The sequence below is a fragment of the Allostigmatella hybrida genome, from assembly GCF_020103775.1.
GTDB lineage: Bacteria > Myxococcota > Myxococcia > Myxococcales > Myxococcaceae > Hyalangium > Hyalangium aurantiaca.
The window spans coordinates 145,912-162,699 of the sequence record NZ_JAHXBH010000005.1 but is presented as its reverse complement, the minus strand read 5'-3'; the positions used below and the strand labels follow the sequence as shown (position 1 = coordinate 162,699).

Annotated in this window: 12 protein-coding genes; 6 read left to right on the top strand and 6 right to left on the bottom strand. The window is 67.4% G+C overall.

Going from position 1 to position 16,788, the window contains the following annotated elements; genetic code table 11:
* Positions 1–4: 4 nt before the first annotated feature.
* Positions 5–1,909 carry a sensor histidine kinase gene (locus KY661_RS11500; protein WP_225410252.1) on the bottom strand — a complete coding sequence of 635 codons (1,905 nt, stop codon included), beginning with the start codon at positions 1,907–1,909 and terminating at the stop codon, positions 5–7.
* 426 nt (positions 1,910–2,335) lie between these two features.
* On the opposite strand from KY661_RS11500, the gene KY661_RS11495 reads away from it, so the two are divergent.
* From KY661_RS11495 to KY661_RS11480, 4 genes are all read left to right on the top strand, one after another.
* Positions 2,336–3,346: a hypothetical protein gene (locus tag KY661_RS11495; protein WP_225410251.1), complete on the top strand. Its 1,011-nt coding sequence runs from the start codon at positions 2,336–2,338 to the stop codon at positions 3,344–3,346.
* Between the two features lie 86 nt (positions 3,347–3,432).
* Positions 3,433–4,080 (top strand): 7-carboxy-7-deazaguanine synthase, encoded by a 648-nt coding sequence (gene queE, locus KY661_RS11490; RefSeq protein ID WP_225410250.1) that lies wholly within the window; start codon positions 3,433–3,435, stop codon positions 4,078–4,080.
* 23 nt (positions 4,081–4,103) lie between these two features.
* Complete coding sequence (locus tag KY661_RS11485) at positions 4,104–4,886, top strand: ABC transporter ATP-binding protein (RefSeq protein ID WP_225410249.1); 783 nt, start codon at positions 4,104–4,106, stop codon at positions 4,884–4,886.
* Positions 4,887–4,891: 5 nt separating this feature from the next.
* A complete protein-coding gene (locus tag KY661_RS11480) occupies positions 4,892–5,695 on the top strand; it encodes an ABC transporter permease (protein WP_225410248.1) in 804 nt (267 codons plus the stop codon).
* On the opposite strand, the gene KY661_RS11475 is transcribed toward KY661_RS11480, so the two are convergent.
* Entirely contained in the window at positions 5,692–6,087 is a 396-nt protein-coding gene (locus tag KY661_RS11475) for a DoxX family protein (RefSeq protein WP_225410247.1), read from the bottom strand. The two genes, KY661_RS11480 and KY661_RS11475, sit on opposite strands and share 4 nt — an antisense overlap.
* Positions 6,088–6,415: 328 nt before the next feature.
* Here KY661_RS11475 and KY661_RS11470 point away from each other — a divergent pair, with 328 nt between their 5' ends.
* On the top strand, positions 6,416–11,710 hold the full coding sequence (locus tag KY661_RS11470) for an ATP-binding sensor histidine kinase (RefSeq protein WP_225410246.1): 5,295 nt from the start codon (positions 6,416–6,418) through the stop codon (positions 11,708–11,710).
* 32 nt (positions 11,711–11,742) lie between these two features.
* Here KY661_RS11470 and KY661_RS11465 read toward each other — a convergent pair whose 3' ends face one another.
* The gene (locus KY661_RS11465; protein WP_225410245.1) at positions 11,743–12,510 is read right to left on the bottom strand and encodes a polysaccharide lyase; all 768 of its coding nucleotides are present in this window, start codon (positions 12,508–12,510) and stop codon (positions 11,743–11,745) included.
* A gap of 175 nt (positions 12,511–12,685) precedes the next feature.
* On the opposite strand from KY661_RS11465, the gene KY661_RS11460 reads away from it, so the two are divergent.
* Complete coding sequence (locus KY661_RS11460; RefSeq protein WP_225410244.1) at positions 12,686–14,266, top strand: LVIVD repeat-containing protein; 1,581 nt, start codon at positions 12,686–12,688, stop codon at positions 14,264–14,266.
* A gap of 36 nt (positions 14,267–14,302) precedes the next feature.
* Here the strand turns inward: KY661_RS11460 and KY661_RS11455 are convergent, their stop codons facing one another.
* From KY661_RS11455 to KY661_RS11445, 3 genes are read right to left on the bottom strand one after another with little or no spacing between them, the layout of a single operon-like run.
* A complete protein-coding gene (locus tag KY661_RS11455) occupies positions 14,303–15,421 on the bottom strand; it encodes a S1 family peptidase (RefSeq protein WP_225410243.1) in 1,119 nt (372 codons plus the stop codon).
* Positions 15,422–15,425: 4 nt separating this feature from the next.
* Entirely contained in the window at positions 15,426–15,986 is a 561-nt protein-coding gene (locus KY661_RS11450) for a toxin-antitoxin system YwqK family antitoxin (protein ID WP_225410242.1), read from the bottom strand.
* Positions 15,987–16,018: 32 nt separating this feature from the next.
* Positions 16,019–16,768, bottom strand: coding sequence for a hypothetical protein (locus tag KY661_RS11445; protein WP_225410241.1), 750 nt, complete (start codon positions 16,766–16,768; stop codon positions 16,019–16,021).
* Positions 16,769–16,788: the final 20 nt, after the last annotated feature.

The window sequence follows — 16,788 nt, the reverse complement described above, 5'->3', positions numbered from 1 at the left end:
CGCATCAGCTGGAGGCCAGCACCTCCGTGGGAAGGCGGATGGTGAAGCGAGCGCCCCCGCTGGGGGCGTTGTCCGCGGAGATCGTCCCGCCATGGGCTGTGACGATCTGCCGGCACACGTACAGCCCCAGCCCCAGCCCGCCATAGTGGCTCATCGGCACGGCGCGCTCGAACCTGTTGAACAGCCGGGGGATGTCCTTCTCTGGCAGGCCAGGTCCGCTGTCCGTGAGGATGAGGACTGCCTCGGTCCCCTCCTGCGTCATGGAGATTTCGACCTTGCACTCCGCCGCGTACTTGAACGAGTTGGACAGCAGGTTGGTGACCACCTGCTCGATGCGGAGGCGATCCCAGGTCCCCTCGATGGGCGCGTCCTCCTGGATGAGGATCTGACACTGGGCCGTGGCCGCCGCTTCGCGCAGGCGCTCGGTGAGCTCCTTCACCGCGGCGGTCAGCTCGAAGCGCTCCGGATGTAGGGTGAGCCGGCCGGTGGAGATCCGGGAGACATCGAGCAACGTCTCGACGAGGCTCGACAGGCGCCCGGTGCTGCGAAGCGCATGGCCGAGCTTGAGGGCGATCTTCTGATCGAGCGCCTCCACCTGCTTTCGGATCCCCTGGAGCTGGAGCTGGAGCGCCGTCAAAGGCGTCTTCAGCTCGTGTGCGGCGATGGAGAGGAACTCGTCGCGCAGCCGGATGGCTTCCTCGCTCTGGGCGAGCTGGAGCCGCTCCTGTTCCATGCGCTTGTGCGTGGTGAGGTCGCGCGTCACCTTCGAGAAGCCCAGGAGCTTGCCGCTCTCGTCACGCATGGCCGTGATGATGACGTTGGCCCAGAAGGACGTGCCGTCCTTGCGCACGCGCCAGCCCTCGTCCTCGACGCGGCCTTCCCGTTTGGCGGTCTCGAGTCCCAGGGCGGGCTTGTTCTTCGCGACATCCTCGGGCGGGTAGAAGCGCGAGAAGTGCTCGCCCACGATCTCCCGGGCCGTGTAGCCCTTCAGGTGGGCCGCCCCCTGGTTCCAGGTCATGACATGCCCGTTGGGGTCCAACATGAAGATGGCGTAGTCCTTCACGGTGGAGACCAGCAGCCGGAACCGCTCCTCGCTGCGCTGAAGCATCTCCTCGGTCTTGCGGCGCTCGGTGAGATCCCGCGTGACCTTGGCGAAGCCCCGGAGCTTGCCCTGCTCATCTCGCACGGCGGTGATGGTCACGTTCGCCCAGAAGCGAGACCCGTCCTTGCGCACGCGCCAACCTTCGTCCTCGACGCGGCCGTGCTCCGTGGCCTCGCGCAGCAGATCCCAGGGCTTGCCCCGGGCCACATCCTCCTCCAGGTAGAAGCGGCTGAGGGGGTGGCCGATGATCTCCTGGGCCTGGTAGCCCTTGAGCTGTTGAGCCCCGGTGTTCCAGCTGCTCACCCGCCCATCGGGTTCCAACATGAAGACGGCGTAGTCCCGGATGCTGGAGACCAGCAGCCGGAAGCGCTCCTCGCTCTGCCGGAGCTGTTCCTCGGCCTTGCGGCGCGCGGTCAGATCCCGGGTAATCTTGGCGAATCCCACCAGCGTGCCCGTGGCGTCGCGAATGGGGGTAAGGATGACGCTGGCCCAGTAGGGCTCGCCATTCTTGCGGATGCGCCAGCCTTCCTCCTCGAACCGGCCTTCGGTGGTGGCACACCGCAGCTCGCGCTCGCACTTGCCGGCGACGATGTCCGCGGGAGGGTAGAACAGGGAGAAGTGCCGCCCGATGATCTCCCCAGGGGTGTAGCCGTTGAGCCGCTCCGCGCCCCTGTTCCAGGTCTTCACACACCCGGAGGGATCCAACATGAAGAGGGCGTAGTCCTCGATGTGGTCGAGGAGCATCCGCGCGCGCTCTTCCTGGAAGGCCGATAGATCGGCGATGGCCGATGAGCCCCGGTCACGCATGGGGACGTCCCACGCTCAGAGAAGAAGCACGGAGCACGCCGGGGTGGGTGGGCTCCCGCGGCAGCTCGAAGAGGTGACCGGTCAGTGGCTGAGGCGCGTGCATGGTGAAGTTCTTGTGTCTAGTCCCCTCTGGGACAAGGTTGAATCTGGAACGATGCCATGTGCTCAACGGACATGGCAGCCTGACAGGCGCACGAGGAGCCTGCCCTGGTGACTCCGGACATCAGGTGGTGCCTGCCGTCATCGCGCTACAGGAGGCTGGGGAAGAGGGCGTTCGTCCTAAACGGCGGATTTTCCGGGAGAAGGGGACCTGGGCCCTCAGGGCTGGCGAGGACAGGGCGTTGGCATGCGTTCTGCTGTAGGTCCAAGTGTGCCGCTTGATGGCGGCCCCGGTGTCCTCCTCCCTCCGGCCTCGTGGAGTCTGAAATGTCCATCTCGCCCCTCAGCCGCCCTTCCTTCTCGACTCCCCCCCTGAGCACCTCCCCCCTCGAGCCGGTCCAGAGCCTGGAGAGCACCCCGGCGCTTCAGCCTCAGAACGGCTTGTTGCAGAGGTTCATGGCGGACACCTTCGAGCAGGGCCCGGGCAAGCTGGGCGGTGCCTTGGGCGCCAGCGAGGCGCTGGGGGCCTCGGGGGGCCTCGGACAGACGATGGACCAGCTGTCGCAGGTGTTCAGCGAAATCACGCAGCTGCTGGAGTCCATGGGCGCTCAGATGCAGGGCGGGCAGGGCGGCGCGGGCTCCACGCCCTCTGGGGCGCAGGCGTCCGGCGGCGCGCCCACGTCCCAGAACCGGGTTCCCGAGCTGGGCGGCCCGGCGCACGCCACCTACTCCAGCGACGCGGGCCCCGGCTTTGGCCCGCCCTCCGCGGGCTCCACGGATCCGGTGAACCCGAGTGAGCCGTGGCTGGCCAAGAACAACGTCGGCTCGCCCTACAACAGCAACATGCAGCTCATCGAGCCGGGGGAAAAGAGCCAGTTCAAGTACACCAACACCTTCACCAACACCACGAACGAGCCGCAGACCGTCACCCTCTGGAACAAGACGGGCGAGCACGGAGGACCGAACGACGGACAGAACTTCGACAAGAGCACCCCGAAGACGTTCACGCTGCAGCCCGGCCAGTCTCAGACCGTGGCCTTCGACAACAACAGCAGCGTGGCCTGGGCGGTGTCGAAGGACGGCTCGGTGAGTCCGGGCGTGAACTCCGGTCAGACGTGGGGCGAGGCGACGTTCGGAAACTCCGGCACGGGCTGGAGCGGTTACGACACCAGCCAGATCAGCCCGGCGGGCCACAATGGCCGCATGTCGATCAAGGACGAGGCCACGGGCGTCACGGTGACGGAGGCCAACGCCTGGCAGACGCCCCAGGATGACCCGGCGGGCCACGACATTGGCGTCCCTGCGGGTCCGCTGCACCTGAGCACGACCCTCGGCTGACAGACGCCCAAACGGGCGGGCCACCGAGCCCCTGGGGAAGCAAGGACGCTGCTCCGCGCTGGAAGGTGGGGTAGTAGAGCGTCGCCATGGCCTACGCTGTCAAAGAACTCTTCTATACGCTCCAAGGCGAAGGGGCGCAGACCGGGCGTGCGGCGGTCTTCCTGCGCTTCACCGGCTGCAACCTCTGGACGGGCCTTGAGAAAGACCGGGACCGGGGGCAGGGAGGCTGCAGCCGCTGGTGCGACACGGACTTCGTCGGGATGGACGGGCAGGGCGGTGGGCGGTTTTCCACCGCGGAGGCCCTCGCGAGCGCCGTGCAGGAAGCGTGGCGGCCCGGACTGGATGGCGGAACGCCCCTCGTGGTGTGTACGGGGGGCGAGCCCCTCCTGCAGTTGGACGCCCCCCTGGTGGCCGCCCTTCGCACCCGGGGCTTCGCCATCGCGGTGGAGACCAATGGAACCCAGGAGGCCCCGGCGGGCCTTGATTGGATCTGCGTCAGCCCGAAGGCGGGGGGGCACCTCGTGCTTCGCGCCGGCAATGAGCTGAAGCTCGTCTTCCCCCAGCAGGGACTCTCTCCGGACGACGTCGAGGGGCTCGCCTTCACCCACTTCTTTCTTCAGCCCCTGGACGGGCCAGACAAGCTGCGCAACATGCAATTGGCCGTCGAGTACTGCCTGGCTCACCCCAAGTGGAGGTTGAGCCTCCAGACTCACAAGTTCCTTGGCATCCCTTGACCTTGGGCGATGAGAACGGGACCATGACCCTTGCTACACCCTTGACGGGCGGGGCGGCCGCTCCCGCGAAGGTTCTCTCCGTCGTGGAGCTGCGCAAACAGTACGGCGCCACCGTCGCCGTCGACGGCGTCTCGTTCGAGGTGGGCCGCAATGAAATCGTCGGGCTCCTGGGGCCCAACGGTGCTGGGAAGACCACCACCATCAACATGGTGCTCGGGGTCCTGGAGCCCAGCTCGGGCAGCATCCACATCGAAGGCGTGGACCTCGCGAAGCGCCGCACCCAGGCGCTCTCGTGTACCAACTTCGCGGCGGTGTACGCCCCCTTGCCTGGCAATCTGACCGTCCGGCAGAACCTGCGTGTTTTTGGCATGTTCTACGGCGTGAAGCGTCTCGCGGAGCGCATCGAGGCGTTGCTCGTGCAGTTCGAGCTCCAGCGGTTCCGCGATGTGAAGTGCGGCGTCCTCTCCTCGGGAGAGCAGACGCGGGTGGCCCTGGCCAAGGCCCTGCTGAACCAGCCGCGGCTCCTGCTCCTCGACGAGCCGACGGCCTCGCTGGATCCCGCGACGGCGCGGGACATCCGCGCCCGCATCCGTGAGTTCTCCGCCCAGGGCTCCAGCGGCGTGCTCTGGACGTCGCACAACATGCAGGAGGTGGAGGAGGTCTGCGACCGCGTGCTCTTCGTGTCGCGTGGGAAGGTCCTGGTCGCGGGCAATCCCAGGACCTTGCCGCATGAGCACGGCAAGGCCACGCTGGAGGAGCTGTTCGTCACCGTGGCGCGGGAGCCGCTCTCGCTGGGGAAGGCCTGAGCCCCATGCTCTTCCAGCGCACCGCCGCCGTCTTCCTCCGTCAATTCTATCTCATCCGCGGGAGCCCCGCGCGCATCTTCCCGCTCTTCGTCTGGGTGGCCATCGACATCGTGCTGTGGGGGTTCATCAGCCAGTACTTCGGCTCCTTCACCGGGGTGGGCCACACCCTGCTCCCCTCGCTCCTGGGCGCCGTGCTGCTCTGGGACTTCCTGACCCGGGTCATGCAGGGGGTGACGATGGCGTTCTTCGAGGACGTGTGGTCGCGCAACTTCCTGAACGTCTTCGCCTCGCCCATCTCCCTGCCGGAGTACGTCGGTGGGCTCGTGCTCTCCAGCATCGCGACGAGCTCGGTGGGGCTCCTGGTGATGATCGCCGTGGCGGGCGCGGCCTTCGGCCTGTCGCTGCTCGTCTACGGCCTGATGCTCGTGCCGTTCTTGATGGTGCTCTTTCTGTCGGGGATTGCCCTGGGCATCTTCGGCACCGCGGTGGTGCTGCGGCTCGGGCCTTCCGCGGAGTGGTTCATCTGGCCCATCCCCGCGGTAATCTCTCCGTTCGCCGGTGTCTTCTACCCCGTCGCGACCCTGCCTGAATGGATGCAGGTCATCTCGCGCCTGGTGCCGCCGTCCTATGTGTTCGAGGGCGTCCGGGCCATCATCGCGGGCGGGCCCTTGCCGGGCACGTCACTGCTCTGGGGCCTGGGGCTGGCGGTGCTCTACATCCTGCTGGCGTGCGCGTTCTTCACGCGCGTCTTCCGGTACGCGGTGCGCACCGGACTCATTGCCCGCTACAGCGCCGAGAGCGTGACCTAGCCGCGCTTGCGCGCGGCGTCGACGCTCCAGATGCCCGAGCCGCGCGCGGCCATGTAGAAGAACACGAAGCAGTAGAGCACGGCGAGCTCGCCCTTGTTCACCAGGGGGTTGAGATTGCCCTGTGAGCGCAGGACGTGCCCCAGGAAGAAGGCGACCGCCATGGTCCCGCTCGACAGGAAGGCCGCGGGCCCGGTGAACAGGCCAATCGCGATGAGCAGGCCCGCGACGAACTCGATGCCGCCCGCGCCGTAAACCACGAATGCGGGAGCCTCTGCCGGAACACCGCCGAACATGCCGAAGAGCTTCTGCATGCCGTGGAGCGCGAACATCAGTCCAGCGGCGATCCGGAGCAGGGCATAGAGGCGTTCGGTGTGGGGATGCAGGAATTTCATGACGTTCTCCGCAAGCAGGTGAAAGAGGACAGACGCGGCGTTTCGCGCCGCGAGGGGCCCTCTCTACTGGCCCCACCCGCCGCCGGGAAGCGCCATCCCTGCCGCGCGTCCTCTTTGGGCTCCTGAAGACCCGGCAAGAACGGAATCACGAGGGCCTGAAAGCGCTTCTTCCAGAAAAAGCTGTGTGCCGTCACGGAAGCCCGGAAGGGGGAACGCACGCCAGCGGGCTGCCTGGCCGCAGGGTGAACGGACGCATCAACCCTGTATTCGCGTATTTTGATGTTTCACACACCGCCTTCCCTGGCGGGGTACGCTCCCGGTTTCCCCCATGCTGGACATTCCTGGTTACAAGGTCCTGGGCACGATTCGCGCGACCGGCTCGAACGTGCTCTTCCACGCGGTGCGTGAGGCCGATGGCCTGCCCGTCATCCTCAAGACGCCGATGATGCCCACGCCCGGGCCTGGCGAGCGCGAGCGCTACCGCCGGGAGTTCGGAATCCTGCAGCGGCTCCGGGACGTCCGGGGCGTGGCCAAGCCCTTCGCCTGCGAGCGGATCCGCGAGCGGCCGGTGCTCCTGCTGGAGAAGATCCAGGGCGAGACCCTCTCCGAGTCCATGGGCCAGCCGCTGGAGGTCTCCCAGTGTCTGAGCGTGGCCATCTCCCTGGCCTCGACCCTGGCGGAGATTCACTGCCGCCAGGTCATTCACAAGGACATCAAGCCCTCCAACATCATCCTGGAGCCCTCGGGGAACACGCGCCTCATCGACTTCGGGGCCGCCACGCTGCAGAAGGTCGAGCACCTGGATGCCGCGGCCCCCCACCTCATCGAGGGGACGTTGGCGTACATGTCGCCCGAGCAAACGGGGCGGATGAACCGGGTGGTGGACTACCGGACCGACTTCTACTCCCTGGGCGTGACGCTCTACGAGCTGCTCACCGGCCAGCGGCCCTTCCAGGGGCGTGATGCGCTCGAGTGGTTCCATGCGCACATGGCCCAGAACCCCCGGCCGCCGCACGAGCTCAATTCCCTCGTGCCCCCGGCGTTGTCGGCCATCGTGGCGAAGCTGCTGGCGAAGGTGGCCGAGGAGCGCTACCAGAGCGCCGAGGGACTGAAGGCAGACCTCGAGCGGTGCCGTGAGTCGCTGCGCCAGGAGGCGCCGGAGGGATTCACCCCGGGCACGCATGACGCGCCCCAGCAGTTCCAGCTTCCCCAGCGGCTCTATGGGCGCGAGGCCCAGGTCGCCACGTTGATGCGGGGGTTCGAGCGCGTCATCGCGACCGGCAAGCCCGAGCTGTTCCTCGTCAGCGGGTACTCCGGCATCGGCAAGTCCTCGGTGGTGAATGAGCTGCACAGGCCCGTGGTGCAGCGGCGCGGGTTCTTCCTGAAGGGGAAGTTCGATCAGTTCCAGCGGGACATTCCCTATCTGACCTTGGGACAGAGCATCCGCGGGCTGCTGCAGCAACTGCTGGCGGGAACCGATGAGGAGCTGGCCGAGTGGCGCTCACAGCTGACGCAGGCCTGGGAGGGCCAGGGCCAGGTGCTCGTGGACATCGTGCCTCAGCTCGAGGTGCTCGTGGGCAAGCAGCCGCCGATCCAGGAGCTGCCTCCCGCCGAGGCGCAGTACCGCTTCCACCGGGTGGTGCTCCGGTCCCTGCAGGTGCTCGCCACGGCCGAGCGCCCGCTGGTGATGTTCCTTGATGACCTGCAGTGGGCGGACCTGGCAAGCCTCCAGCTCATCCAGCAGTTGCTGTCCCAGCCGGAAGTTCCGCCCGTGCAGTGGATTGGTGCCTACCGCGACAATGAGGTGGACCCCTCCCACCCGCTGGCCTCGGTGCTGGAGGAGGTGCGCAAGGCAGGCGCCCGCATCACCCGGATCGGCCTGGAGCCCTTGAGCCTGAATCAAGTCGAGCAACTGGCCGCCGATGCGCTCCCGGGAGCGGGCATGGCGCTGTCCGTTCCGCTCGCGGCCATGGTGCACGAGAAGACGGGCGGCAACCCCTTCTTCCTGCTCCAGTGGATGGTGACGTTGAACCAGGATGGCCTGCTGGTACGCGAGCCCGGCGGCGGGTGGCGGTGGGATGCTGCCGGCACGCAGGCCAAGGGCTACTCGGACAACGTCGTCGGCTTCATGGTGGACAAGCTGCGCCAGCTCCCCCCGGGGACGCAGCACCTGCTGCGGCTGGCCGCGTGCGTGGGCAACGTCTTCTCGCTCCAGATGCTGAGGGCCCTGACGGACCTGGAGGAGGTGGGCACCATGGAGCAGGGGCTCGAGCCCGCGCTCCAGGAGGGACTGCTGGCCCGCTCGGGCCCGGAGCAATACCGCTTTCTGCATGATCGCATCCAGCAAGCCGCGCATGCCCTCATGTCCGAGGAGGAGCGCAAGTCCGCCCACCTGCGTATTGGCCGGTTGTTGCTCAGCAGCCTGACGCCCGAAGAGGTGGCGGAGCAGCTCTTCGATGTCGTGAGCCATCTCAACGCCGGGGCGGAGCGGTTCGACGGCCCCGAGGAGCGCCACCGCGCCGCGCGGCTGAACGCCGAGGCGGGCCGGAAGGCTGCGGCCGCGGTGGCGCCCGCTCCCGCCATCACCTACTTCTCGGCGGCGTTCGCGCTCATCCCGGGCGACCCCTGGCAGACGGACTACGAGCTGGCCTTCAAGGTGCGCTCCGCCCAGACGAAGTGCGAGCTTCAGCGCGGCAACGCCGCCGGGGCGCACCCGCTGGCGGAGACGCTGCGGGCCCAGGCCCGGAACAAGGCGGACGCCACCAGTGCCTACTGCCTGAAGAGCTCCTGCTGTCTGTATGCGGGCGACATCCAGGGGTCCTTGGCGTGCATGCTGGAGTGCTTGGAGAAGCTGGGCATGCGCTTGTCGCCGCACCCGTCCTTGGAGGAGCTGACCGCCGCCCATGACGAGGTCTGGTCGCTGGTGGGCCCCCGTCCCATCGAGAGCCTCCTGGACCTGCCGCCCTTGCGCGACCCAGACGTGAAGCTGCTGCTCGACGCCCTCTTCGGGCTCTTCGCGCCGGCGTACTATCTCAATCCCCAGTTGCTGGGCCTCGTCCTGAGCCGGATGACCGCGTTGACCTTGCGTCACGGTTTCGCGGAAGCGTCGCTGATGGGACTCGGCTGGTTCGGGATGCTGACCGGCTCCATGTTCAAGCGCTACCAGGAGGGCACGGCCCTGGGGCGGCTCGCCCATGGGCTCGTCGAGCGGCATGGGATGAACGCCTGCCGCGTCCAGGTGCTCATGAGTCTTCAGAGCCTCAGCTACTGGACCCAGCCCTACGCCGAAGTGCAGCAAATTACCCTCCAGTGCATTCACCAGGCACTCCAGGTGGGTGACTTCCATGCGGTCAGCTACGCCTTCATCTCGAACCTGTCACTGCGCTTGGCCCTGGGGCACCACCTGGATGACGTCGCCCAGGAGGCGGCCTCCCGCAGCGAGTTGATGGCCAAGATTGGGATTCAGGATGGCCAGGACATGCTGATCATCCTCGAGCGCTACGTCCATCAGATGCGCGGGCGCTCGTCCTCCTTCGGCTCGCTGAATGGAGAGGGATTCGATGAACAGGCTTTCGAAGCCCGGCTGACGCCGGAGCGCATGGCCACCCTGAGGTGCTTCTACTGGTTCATCAAGCTGCAGTCGCGCTTCCTGTGCGGAGCCTTGCAGGAGGCGCGGGAGGCCGCGGATCAGGCCACCCCCTTGCTGGGGTCCATGACTGGAGCGCTCACCCTGCGGGAGTATCACCTCTTCCGCGCCCTGACCCTCGCCGCGTGCTGCGAGGACGCAACGCCCGGGCAGCGGCGGGAGTTCCTCGAGGCCATCCAGGGCCACCAGCGGCAGCTCGCGGAGTGGGCCGCGCAATGTGCCGTGAACTTCCATGCGGTGGAGCGGATGGTGGCCGGGGAACTGGCCCGTATCGAGGGCAAGGGGGACGAGGCGGCGTGTGCCTACGAGGAGGCCATCCGCGCGGCGCGGGAGAGCGGGGCCCCGCAGTGGGTGGGGCTGGCCAGCGAGCTGGCGGCGAACTTCTGGCGCACGCGCAAGGCGCCCATCGTCTCCCTGGCCTTCGCGCGTGAGGCCCGGGCGGCGTACCGGCAGTGGGGCGCCAAGGCCAAGGTGCAGCAGCTGGACGCGCAGTGGCCGCCCCTTGGGGAGGACGTACCGGCCGACAGCAGCACCAGCAGCAGCAGCACGGAGTCGGCCCAGATCGATGCGATGACCGTGGTGAAGACCCAGCAAGCCATCTCCAGCGAGATCGTCCTGGAGCGGCTGGTGACCACGCTGCTGGAGGCGGCCGTCGAGAACGCAGGCGCCCAGCGGGGCGCGCTGCTGCTGCCGGAAGGGGACACCCTCGTGCTGGCGGCCACCTCCGGCGCTTCACCGGGCAGCCCCCCGGGGCCGCCGGGCGAGGACCCCGCGCAGGCGTTGCCGTGGACGATCCTCTCCTATGTCCGGCGCAGCCAGGAGCCGGTGCTCATTGGCGATGCCTCGAAGCCTCACCCGTTCTTGTCCGATGCCTACCTGGCACGCAGCAAGGCGCGCTCGGTGCTGTGCCTGCCGTTGATGCGGCAGGAGCGATTCTCCGGGGTGCTGTATCTGGAGAACAACCTGGCGACCAACGCCTTCAGCCCCTCGCGCCTGGCGCTGCTGCGGCACATCGTCTCCCAGGCGGCCATCTCCATCGAGAATGCACGGCTCTACGCCGATGTGGAGCGGGCCCGGGCGGAGCTGCGCGAGGCGAACGATGCGCTGGAGCTGCGCGTGGAAGAGCGCACGCACGAGCTCAAGCAGACCCAGGCCCGGCTGGTGGACACCGCCCGCGCGGTGGGAATGGCCGAGGTGGCCTCCAATGTGTTGCACAACGTGGGCAATGTGCTCACCAGTGCCGTCATCAACCTGGAGATGATGCAGCACGCGGTGGGGTCTTCCCGCGTCGGCCGGCTCAAGCAGGCCACCGCCCTCATCTTGAAGCACCGGGAGGAACTGGCCGAGTTCCTGGCCCCCGGTGCGCGGGGCGGGAACCTCCCCGGCTACTTGGCGGCGCTGGCCGAAGAGCTCATCGGCGAGCAGACGCGCCTGGTGGAGGACATCGACGCGATGAGCCGGCACATCGAGCACATCCGGGCCATCGTCCAGGTGCAGCAGACGTACGCCAAGACGTCGCTGATGACGGAGGAGTGTGACTTGGCCCAGCTCGTCGAGGATGCCCTGCGCATTCAGGCTGCGGCGCTCAAGCGCCATGGCGTGGCGCTCCGGCGTGAGGTGGCTCCGGTGCCCCTGCTCAAGGTGGACAAGCACAAGGTGCTGCAGATCCTCATCAACCTCATCAGCAACGCGAAGAACGCGCTGGACGCGGTGCCCGAGGGCAAGCGCAACCTGTGCGTGCGGCTGCGGGTGGAGGACAAGCGGGTGCGCATCCAGGTGGTGGACGACGGCATGGGCATCACGCCGGACATCCAGGAGAAGCTCTTCACGCATGGGTTCACCACGCGGAGGGATGGCCACGGCTTCGGCCTGCACTCGAGCGCGCTGGCGGCGCAGATGCTGGGCGGGCGCCTCACGCTGGAGAGCGAGGGACACGGCAAGGGCGCCGTGGCAACGCTGGAGTTTCCATTCGCGTGAGGCGGCGCCCAGGCCCTACGGACTGCGCGGGGCTACCACTGAGAGGGGTCGGCGTCGGCGAAGGTGGTGCCCGCGCCAATCTCGTCGAACCAGATGCTGCGCGTTCCCTGGCTGCCCTGCATGTACCCGGTGTCATGCCAGCCGTTCGCGTAGAGCCCGACGCGGAACTGGAAGTACCGGTCGTCCGCGACGGTGGTGCTCAGGTTGTACTGCTCGAGGACCTTCTGGCCGTTGAACCAGAGCTTGTAGAAGCCGGTGCCGTCGCTGGCCCACTTCACGTGCATGACGACCTTGTGCCATTGCCCGGCGGAGACGGTGGCGAGGTTGCCGAACGTGACGGTCTTCTGGCTGCACACGGTGCCCTGCTTCACGCGCGTGAAGAGCTGGTTGCCCTGCAGCCAGATCATGCTGGACGGCATGTAGTCGTCGCAGCCCGTATTGGAGAAGTCCGCGATGAACTGGGCGATGTTGAAAGACTGCGGCTGGAACTGCCAGTCTTCCTGCAGCCGGAACGCGAAGCCGTAGAAGCCCGTGTCGCCGCGGCGGTACACGTTGTGCTTCACGACTTCCGAGTGATAGCGGCCGGAGTACGACGGATCATACACCTGGGTGACCTTGATGGCGGTGGGGCCCTCGTAGGTGACGTTCGTGACTTCATTCACGGTGCCCTTGTGCTCCCGGTTGATGGCGTTCCATCCCGAGAGGGTTCCGGAGTTGTGGAAGAGGACGGCGGCCTCTGCAATCAGGCCGGTCGCAAGCAGGGAGAGGCCCGCCGCGGCGGCGATGTTCTTGAGGTTCATGGGACTCCGGAGGGAAGAAGTACAGGCCAGTGAAGGCTGGTTAAGTGGACTATGCCGTGAATCCCGTGTGGCGGCAGCTCATTTTCCCGCCTTGAAAAGGGAGTACCCTCGGGAGACCAGGGGGAAGAAAGGGCCGGGAACACGTTCTCCTGGAGTGTTCAACGGAGGAATGGGCATGGCCTGGAAACGCACCGGTGGAAGCTTGTTGGCGCTTGGGATTGCGCTCACGGGGTGCTCGGAGGACTCACGGCCCCCGGCTTCTCCCGATGCTTCAGTCCCCGAGCGCGCTGAGTGGGATGGCACCTATGTGCCGCTCGAAGAGCTGGGCAACCGGGTGGACACGGGCCGGTATGCCTCCTGCGGCATCGTGTCCGGCGCGGCGCCCTGCGGGGAGTTGTCGAGCTTCGATCTCTCGGCGTGCGATGACGCGTCCCTGGCCCAGGCGGGCCAGGAGGGCCTGTACATGCTGGCCATGCGCCAGGAGACGAACTCCGGAGCCGGCAGCTACGACTTCTCCTCCTCGTTGATCCTGAGCGCGGATGGGGGAACGCCGCTCTTCAACAACCGGCCCGCCACGGAGCTGCGGCAGGGAAACTCCCGTCTCTTCTACACGGACCAGAGCTATCCCGATGGCGGCACGCGCCGCACGTCGCTCGTCACCTGCGCGGCGCCGCAGGTCCCCGAGTTCAACGGGTGCTACGTGTCCTGCGTCAACGGGCGATTGAGCAGCCGGGCCACCTTCACCTCGTCGCGGATGACGTGGGCCCGGGGAGAGCAAGAGGCCTCCGGCCTGGAGAAGGTCTCCGAGCGCTTCGTGGACATCGCCATGCCGGTGGATGTGTACGTGGCCCACAACCACGCCTACGTGGTGTCCATCACCGGCTACGGCATGCCGGGAGGGCTGAGCGTCTTTGACGTGAGCGACAAGGCGGCCCCCGTGCTGGTGAAGACCGTCCAGTTTCCGGGAGATGGCATCTGGAACGGGGTGTGGGCGAAGGACAACGCGCTCTACGTGGCCAGTGACGCCCGGGGCGTGCTCCTCTTCGACATCCAGCAGCCGGGAGATCCCCAGTTCGTGCGCAGCCTCTCGCTGGGAAACGACCGGGTGCACACCGTCTTCGTCGAGGGCAACCGCCTCTATGCCACCGACGTCAAGGGCGTCATCCTCTACGATGTCTCTAATGCCCTGGAGCCGGTCGAGCTCAACCGGTACAACCCTTTTACCAACGGCACCCCGCACGACATGTTCGCCGTGGGCCACCGGCTCTACGTCAATTACTCGACGGATGGCTTCGTCATCGCCGATGTGAGCGATCCCCAGAACATCCAGACGCTGGGCACCTACAACTTCCCCAACCACTACAGCCATGCGAACGCGGTGGGGGTCTTCGGAGGCCGGACCATCGCGTTCATGGGCGGAGAGGGGCCGTTCGAGCACCTGCGCACGCTCGATGTCACGGAGCCCTCCCAGATGGTGAAGATCGGCACATTCCAGCTCCGGCCCATCGTCTCCATTCAGAACATGGTGCTGGTGGGCAAACGCCTCTACCTCTCCTGGTATCAGGAAGGGGTGAGGGTGCTGGACGTGTCCAACCCCACCCAGCCCACGCAGGTGGCGTACTTCAACACCTTCCGGGAGAACGATGTGAACCGGGGGGGCTACTTCGATGGCTCCATCGGCATCCGCGTCCCGGGAGATGGGTACATCTACACGGTGGACACCTCGCGGGGACTGCTCATCCTGCGAGAGCCGTGACGCAGGCGTCGAAGGCCTCGACGCCGCGGATGGCCTTCACGGTGTAGAGTTGTAGGTCCGCACCGGGCCGGCGCAACGAAGGGGCCTCCTTGCGGCCAGTGCCAGCAGCGCGAGGAGGAGTCCCCCCAGGGGGCCTTGGCCTCCCGAGGCCGAGCAGCCGCCTCCCGCGGCCTTCACACACGGTTGCCACACGCGGCACCCATCACCCGCCTTCACACACAGGTGGGTGTCATCGGATTGCGTGCAGGCCGGGCCGAAGCGGCCTGCCTCCAGGCCCGCCACCGCACAGCTCTTCTCCCCGGAGGCCCACGGGACACAGGCCATCCCCAGGGGACAATCGGCGTGTTCCTGGCAACGCACCGTGCATGCGTCCACCTCGGGGCCGAAGGGCTCACGTGCACGAGGCGTCTGGGCTGCGTCCTCCAAGGCCCTCTGGAGGAAAGCCTCATGCACGTCGATGCGCATGTTGGTGCCCGTCGTGCAGGCGAGATTGCCGTAGGAGGTGACGCCCACTAGATGCTTGGCCCCCCCTGTCTCCAGGAACACGGGACCGCCGCTGTCCCCGCTGCAGGACATGCCGGGTGCGGCCGTGATGGAGAAGGTCTCTTCCGCGGCCGCGCTCACCTGGGCGGTGCCGCTTCGCCGGTGGCCGGTGCGGCCCTGGTCATCGAGGCCGAAGCCCACCACCTGGACGGTCTGTTCCACCCCGTCTTCTGGAAAGGCAGCCCCGGTCAGCGGCACCGGGGCCACGGGGGCATTCGCGGCCAGAATCAGCACCCCGATGTCGTTCTTTCCCGGCAGCCAGGCGGGGTGTATCCGGCCATCGAGGGTCCGCACGCGCTCGGGGGGACGGGCTTGCGAGGCCTCGGAGGCGAACACCACCGAGAGCGACCGCGGGTAGTCAGCGTTCTCGATGCAGTGCGCCGCGGTCAGCACGGCCCGGGGGGAAATCAACGTGCCTGTGCAGGTGACCGGCTGCGCCTCGTCCGGCTCCCCGCAGAGCGGCGACACCGGGACGAGCGCACCCACCGCGGGGAAGCCGGGTTCGGCTACCCCGCCGGTGACCGCCTGCCTCTGCACCGCGAGGCGAGGCTCCCCCGGCAGGCCACACGCGCCCACCGCCAGGGCGAGCAGCATGACGGTGGGCCCGCGCATGGACTCACTCCTTGGCGAAGTCGCCCTGCGGCTCGGCCGAGGCATGGCCCTGGAGATCCCAGTAGGTCCACTGCCCGGTTTGACGGCCGTCCTCGTAGAGGCCCTGGGCGGCCAACACCCCGTTCGGATGCCATTCGGAGTAGGGCCCCTGTGGGCGCTGCCCCACGAGCGTTCCTTCGGCCCACACCTGACCGTCCGAGCGCCACGCCGTCCACTTCACCTCGTTCGAGCCGGGAGAATGGACCTCCTCGCGGTTCTTGGGTCCTTCCTCGTAGTAGAGCGTCCACTGGCCCCGCTTGAGGCCGCCCTGGTACTCGCCTTCGAGTTGTTTCACTCCGGTCGCGAAGTAGCTGACCCAGCGGCCTTCCATCTTGCCCTGGGCATAGCTGCCCTCGGTCTTGAGCTTCCCATTGGGGTGCCACTCCGCCCAACGGCCATGCTTCTGGCCATCGGGCTTCGCGCACCACTGCAGGGTCCCTTCCGGTGGGGCGCGGCCATGCAGCCGTGCGCCGTCAGGACAGGGGCTGGAGGAACGGTTGCACGCGAAGGCCGTGCCCGCGAGCACGGCCAGCGCGGTGAGAAGGGGCAGCGGGGTGGTTACTCGCAGGATCCGACTCCACTGCAGCTGCAGTTGTTGCTCGCGAACGAGTAGTCGTCCGAGGCGGACGCGAAGCTGCCGAGGCCGTAGTCGTGCTTGGCGCAGTCCTGGGTGTAGGCCGTCGTGCCCACGCACTTGGGGGTGCTGTTGATGCCACAGCCCTGGCCGCAGCGGCCCTTGCAGCCGTTGCCCGAGCCGCCGTTGCAGCTACAGCCCCGGCCCGCCTGGCGCGTATAGCCACCGATGTTCTGGCTGCCGCAGGAGCAGGAGATGTGCGTCCAGCCGCGCTCCGCAACGAAGCGGTACGGCGAGAGGGGCTCGCCCACCGGGACGATCTGCATGAAGCTCGTCTGCCGCATCGCCGCGTTCTCGACGCGCGAGCGCGCCGAGTCCTCTTCCGGCACGGCCTTGGAGATGCCCTCGAGCAGCGGGGTGATCAGCCGGGCCTGCGCCGCGTCGAGCGGGTTGCCGTTCGGCATGAAGTGGCCCTCGCCCTGGTTGTAATCAATGCGGAACGCGATGACCGGATCCCCGAAGTCGTACGTCACCTCCACGACGTTGGGAGCGCTCTCCACCAGCATCGCGCGCACGGACGCGCCACCCGACTGGTAGCTGGCCTCGAGCATGGACGGGTGGTGCTGAAGCATCGCGAAGCCTTCGGCCTCCTCCGCCACGCCCACAGGTCCGTTCGAGCAGCCCAGCGCCATCGTCAGCGCCATCGTGATTCCACACAGGGAAGCTGTTTTCATGTCTCTCGACTCCTCATGCC

Bases quoted from the DNA above. Each gene is read 5' to 3' on its own strand.
- KY661_RS11445 (WP_225410241.1), bottom strand. From the start codon at position 16,768: ATGAAAACAGCTTCCCTGTGTGGAATCACGATGGCGCTGACGATGGCG.
- KY661_RS11455 (WP_225410243.1), bottom strand. From the start codon at position 15,421: ATGCGCGGGCCCACCGTCATGCTGCTCGCCCTGGCGGTGGGCGCGTGT.
- KY661_RS11495 (WP_225410251.1), top strand. From the start codon at position 2,336: ATGTCCATCTCGCCCCTCAGCCGCCCTTCCTTCTCGACTCCCCCCCTG.
- KY661_RS11470 (WP_225410246.1), top strand. From the start codon at position 6,416: ATGCTGGACATTCCTGGTTACAAGGTCCTGGGCACGATTCGCGCGACC.
- KY661_RS11475 (WP_225410247.1), bottom strand. From the start codon at position 6,087: ATGAAATTCCTGCATCCCCACACCGAACGCCTCTATGCCCTGCTCCGG.
- queE (WP_225410250.1), top strand. From the start codon at position 3,433: ATGGCCTACGCTGTCAAAGAACTCTTCTATACGCTCCAAGGCGAAGGG.
- KY661_RS11480 (WP_225410248.1), top strand. From the start codon at position 4,892: ATGCTCTTCCAGCGCACCGCCGCCGTCTTCCTCCGTCAATTCTATCTC.
- KY661_RS11485 (WP_225410249.1), top strand. From the start codon at position 4,104: ATGACCCTTGCTACACCCTTGACGGGCGGGGCGGCCGCTCCCGCGAAG.
- KY661_RS11465 (WP_225410245.1), bottom strand. From the start codon at position 12,510: ATGAACCTCAAGAACATCGCCGCCGCGGCGGGCCTCTCCCTGCTTGCG.
- KY661_RS11500 (WP_225410252.1), bottom strand. From the start codon at position 1,909: ATGCGTGACCGGGGCTCATCGGCCATCGCCGATCTATCGGCCTTCCAG.
- KY661_RS11460 (WP_225410244.1), top strand. From the start codon at position 12,686: ATGGCCTGGAAACGCACCGGTGGAAGCTTGTTGGCGCTTGGGATTGCG.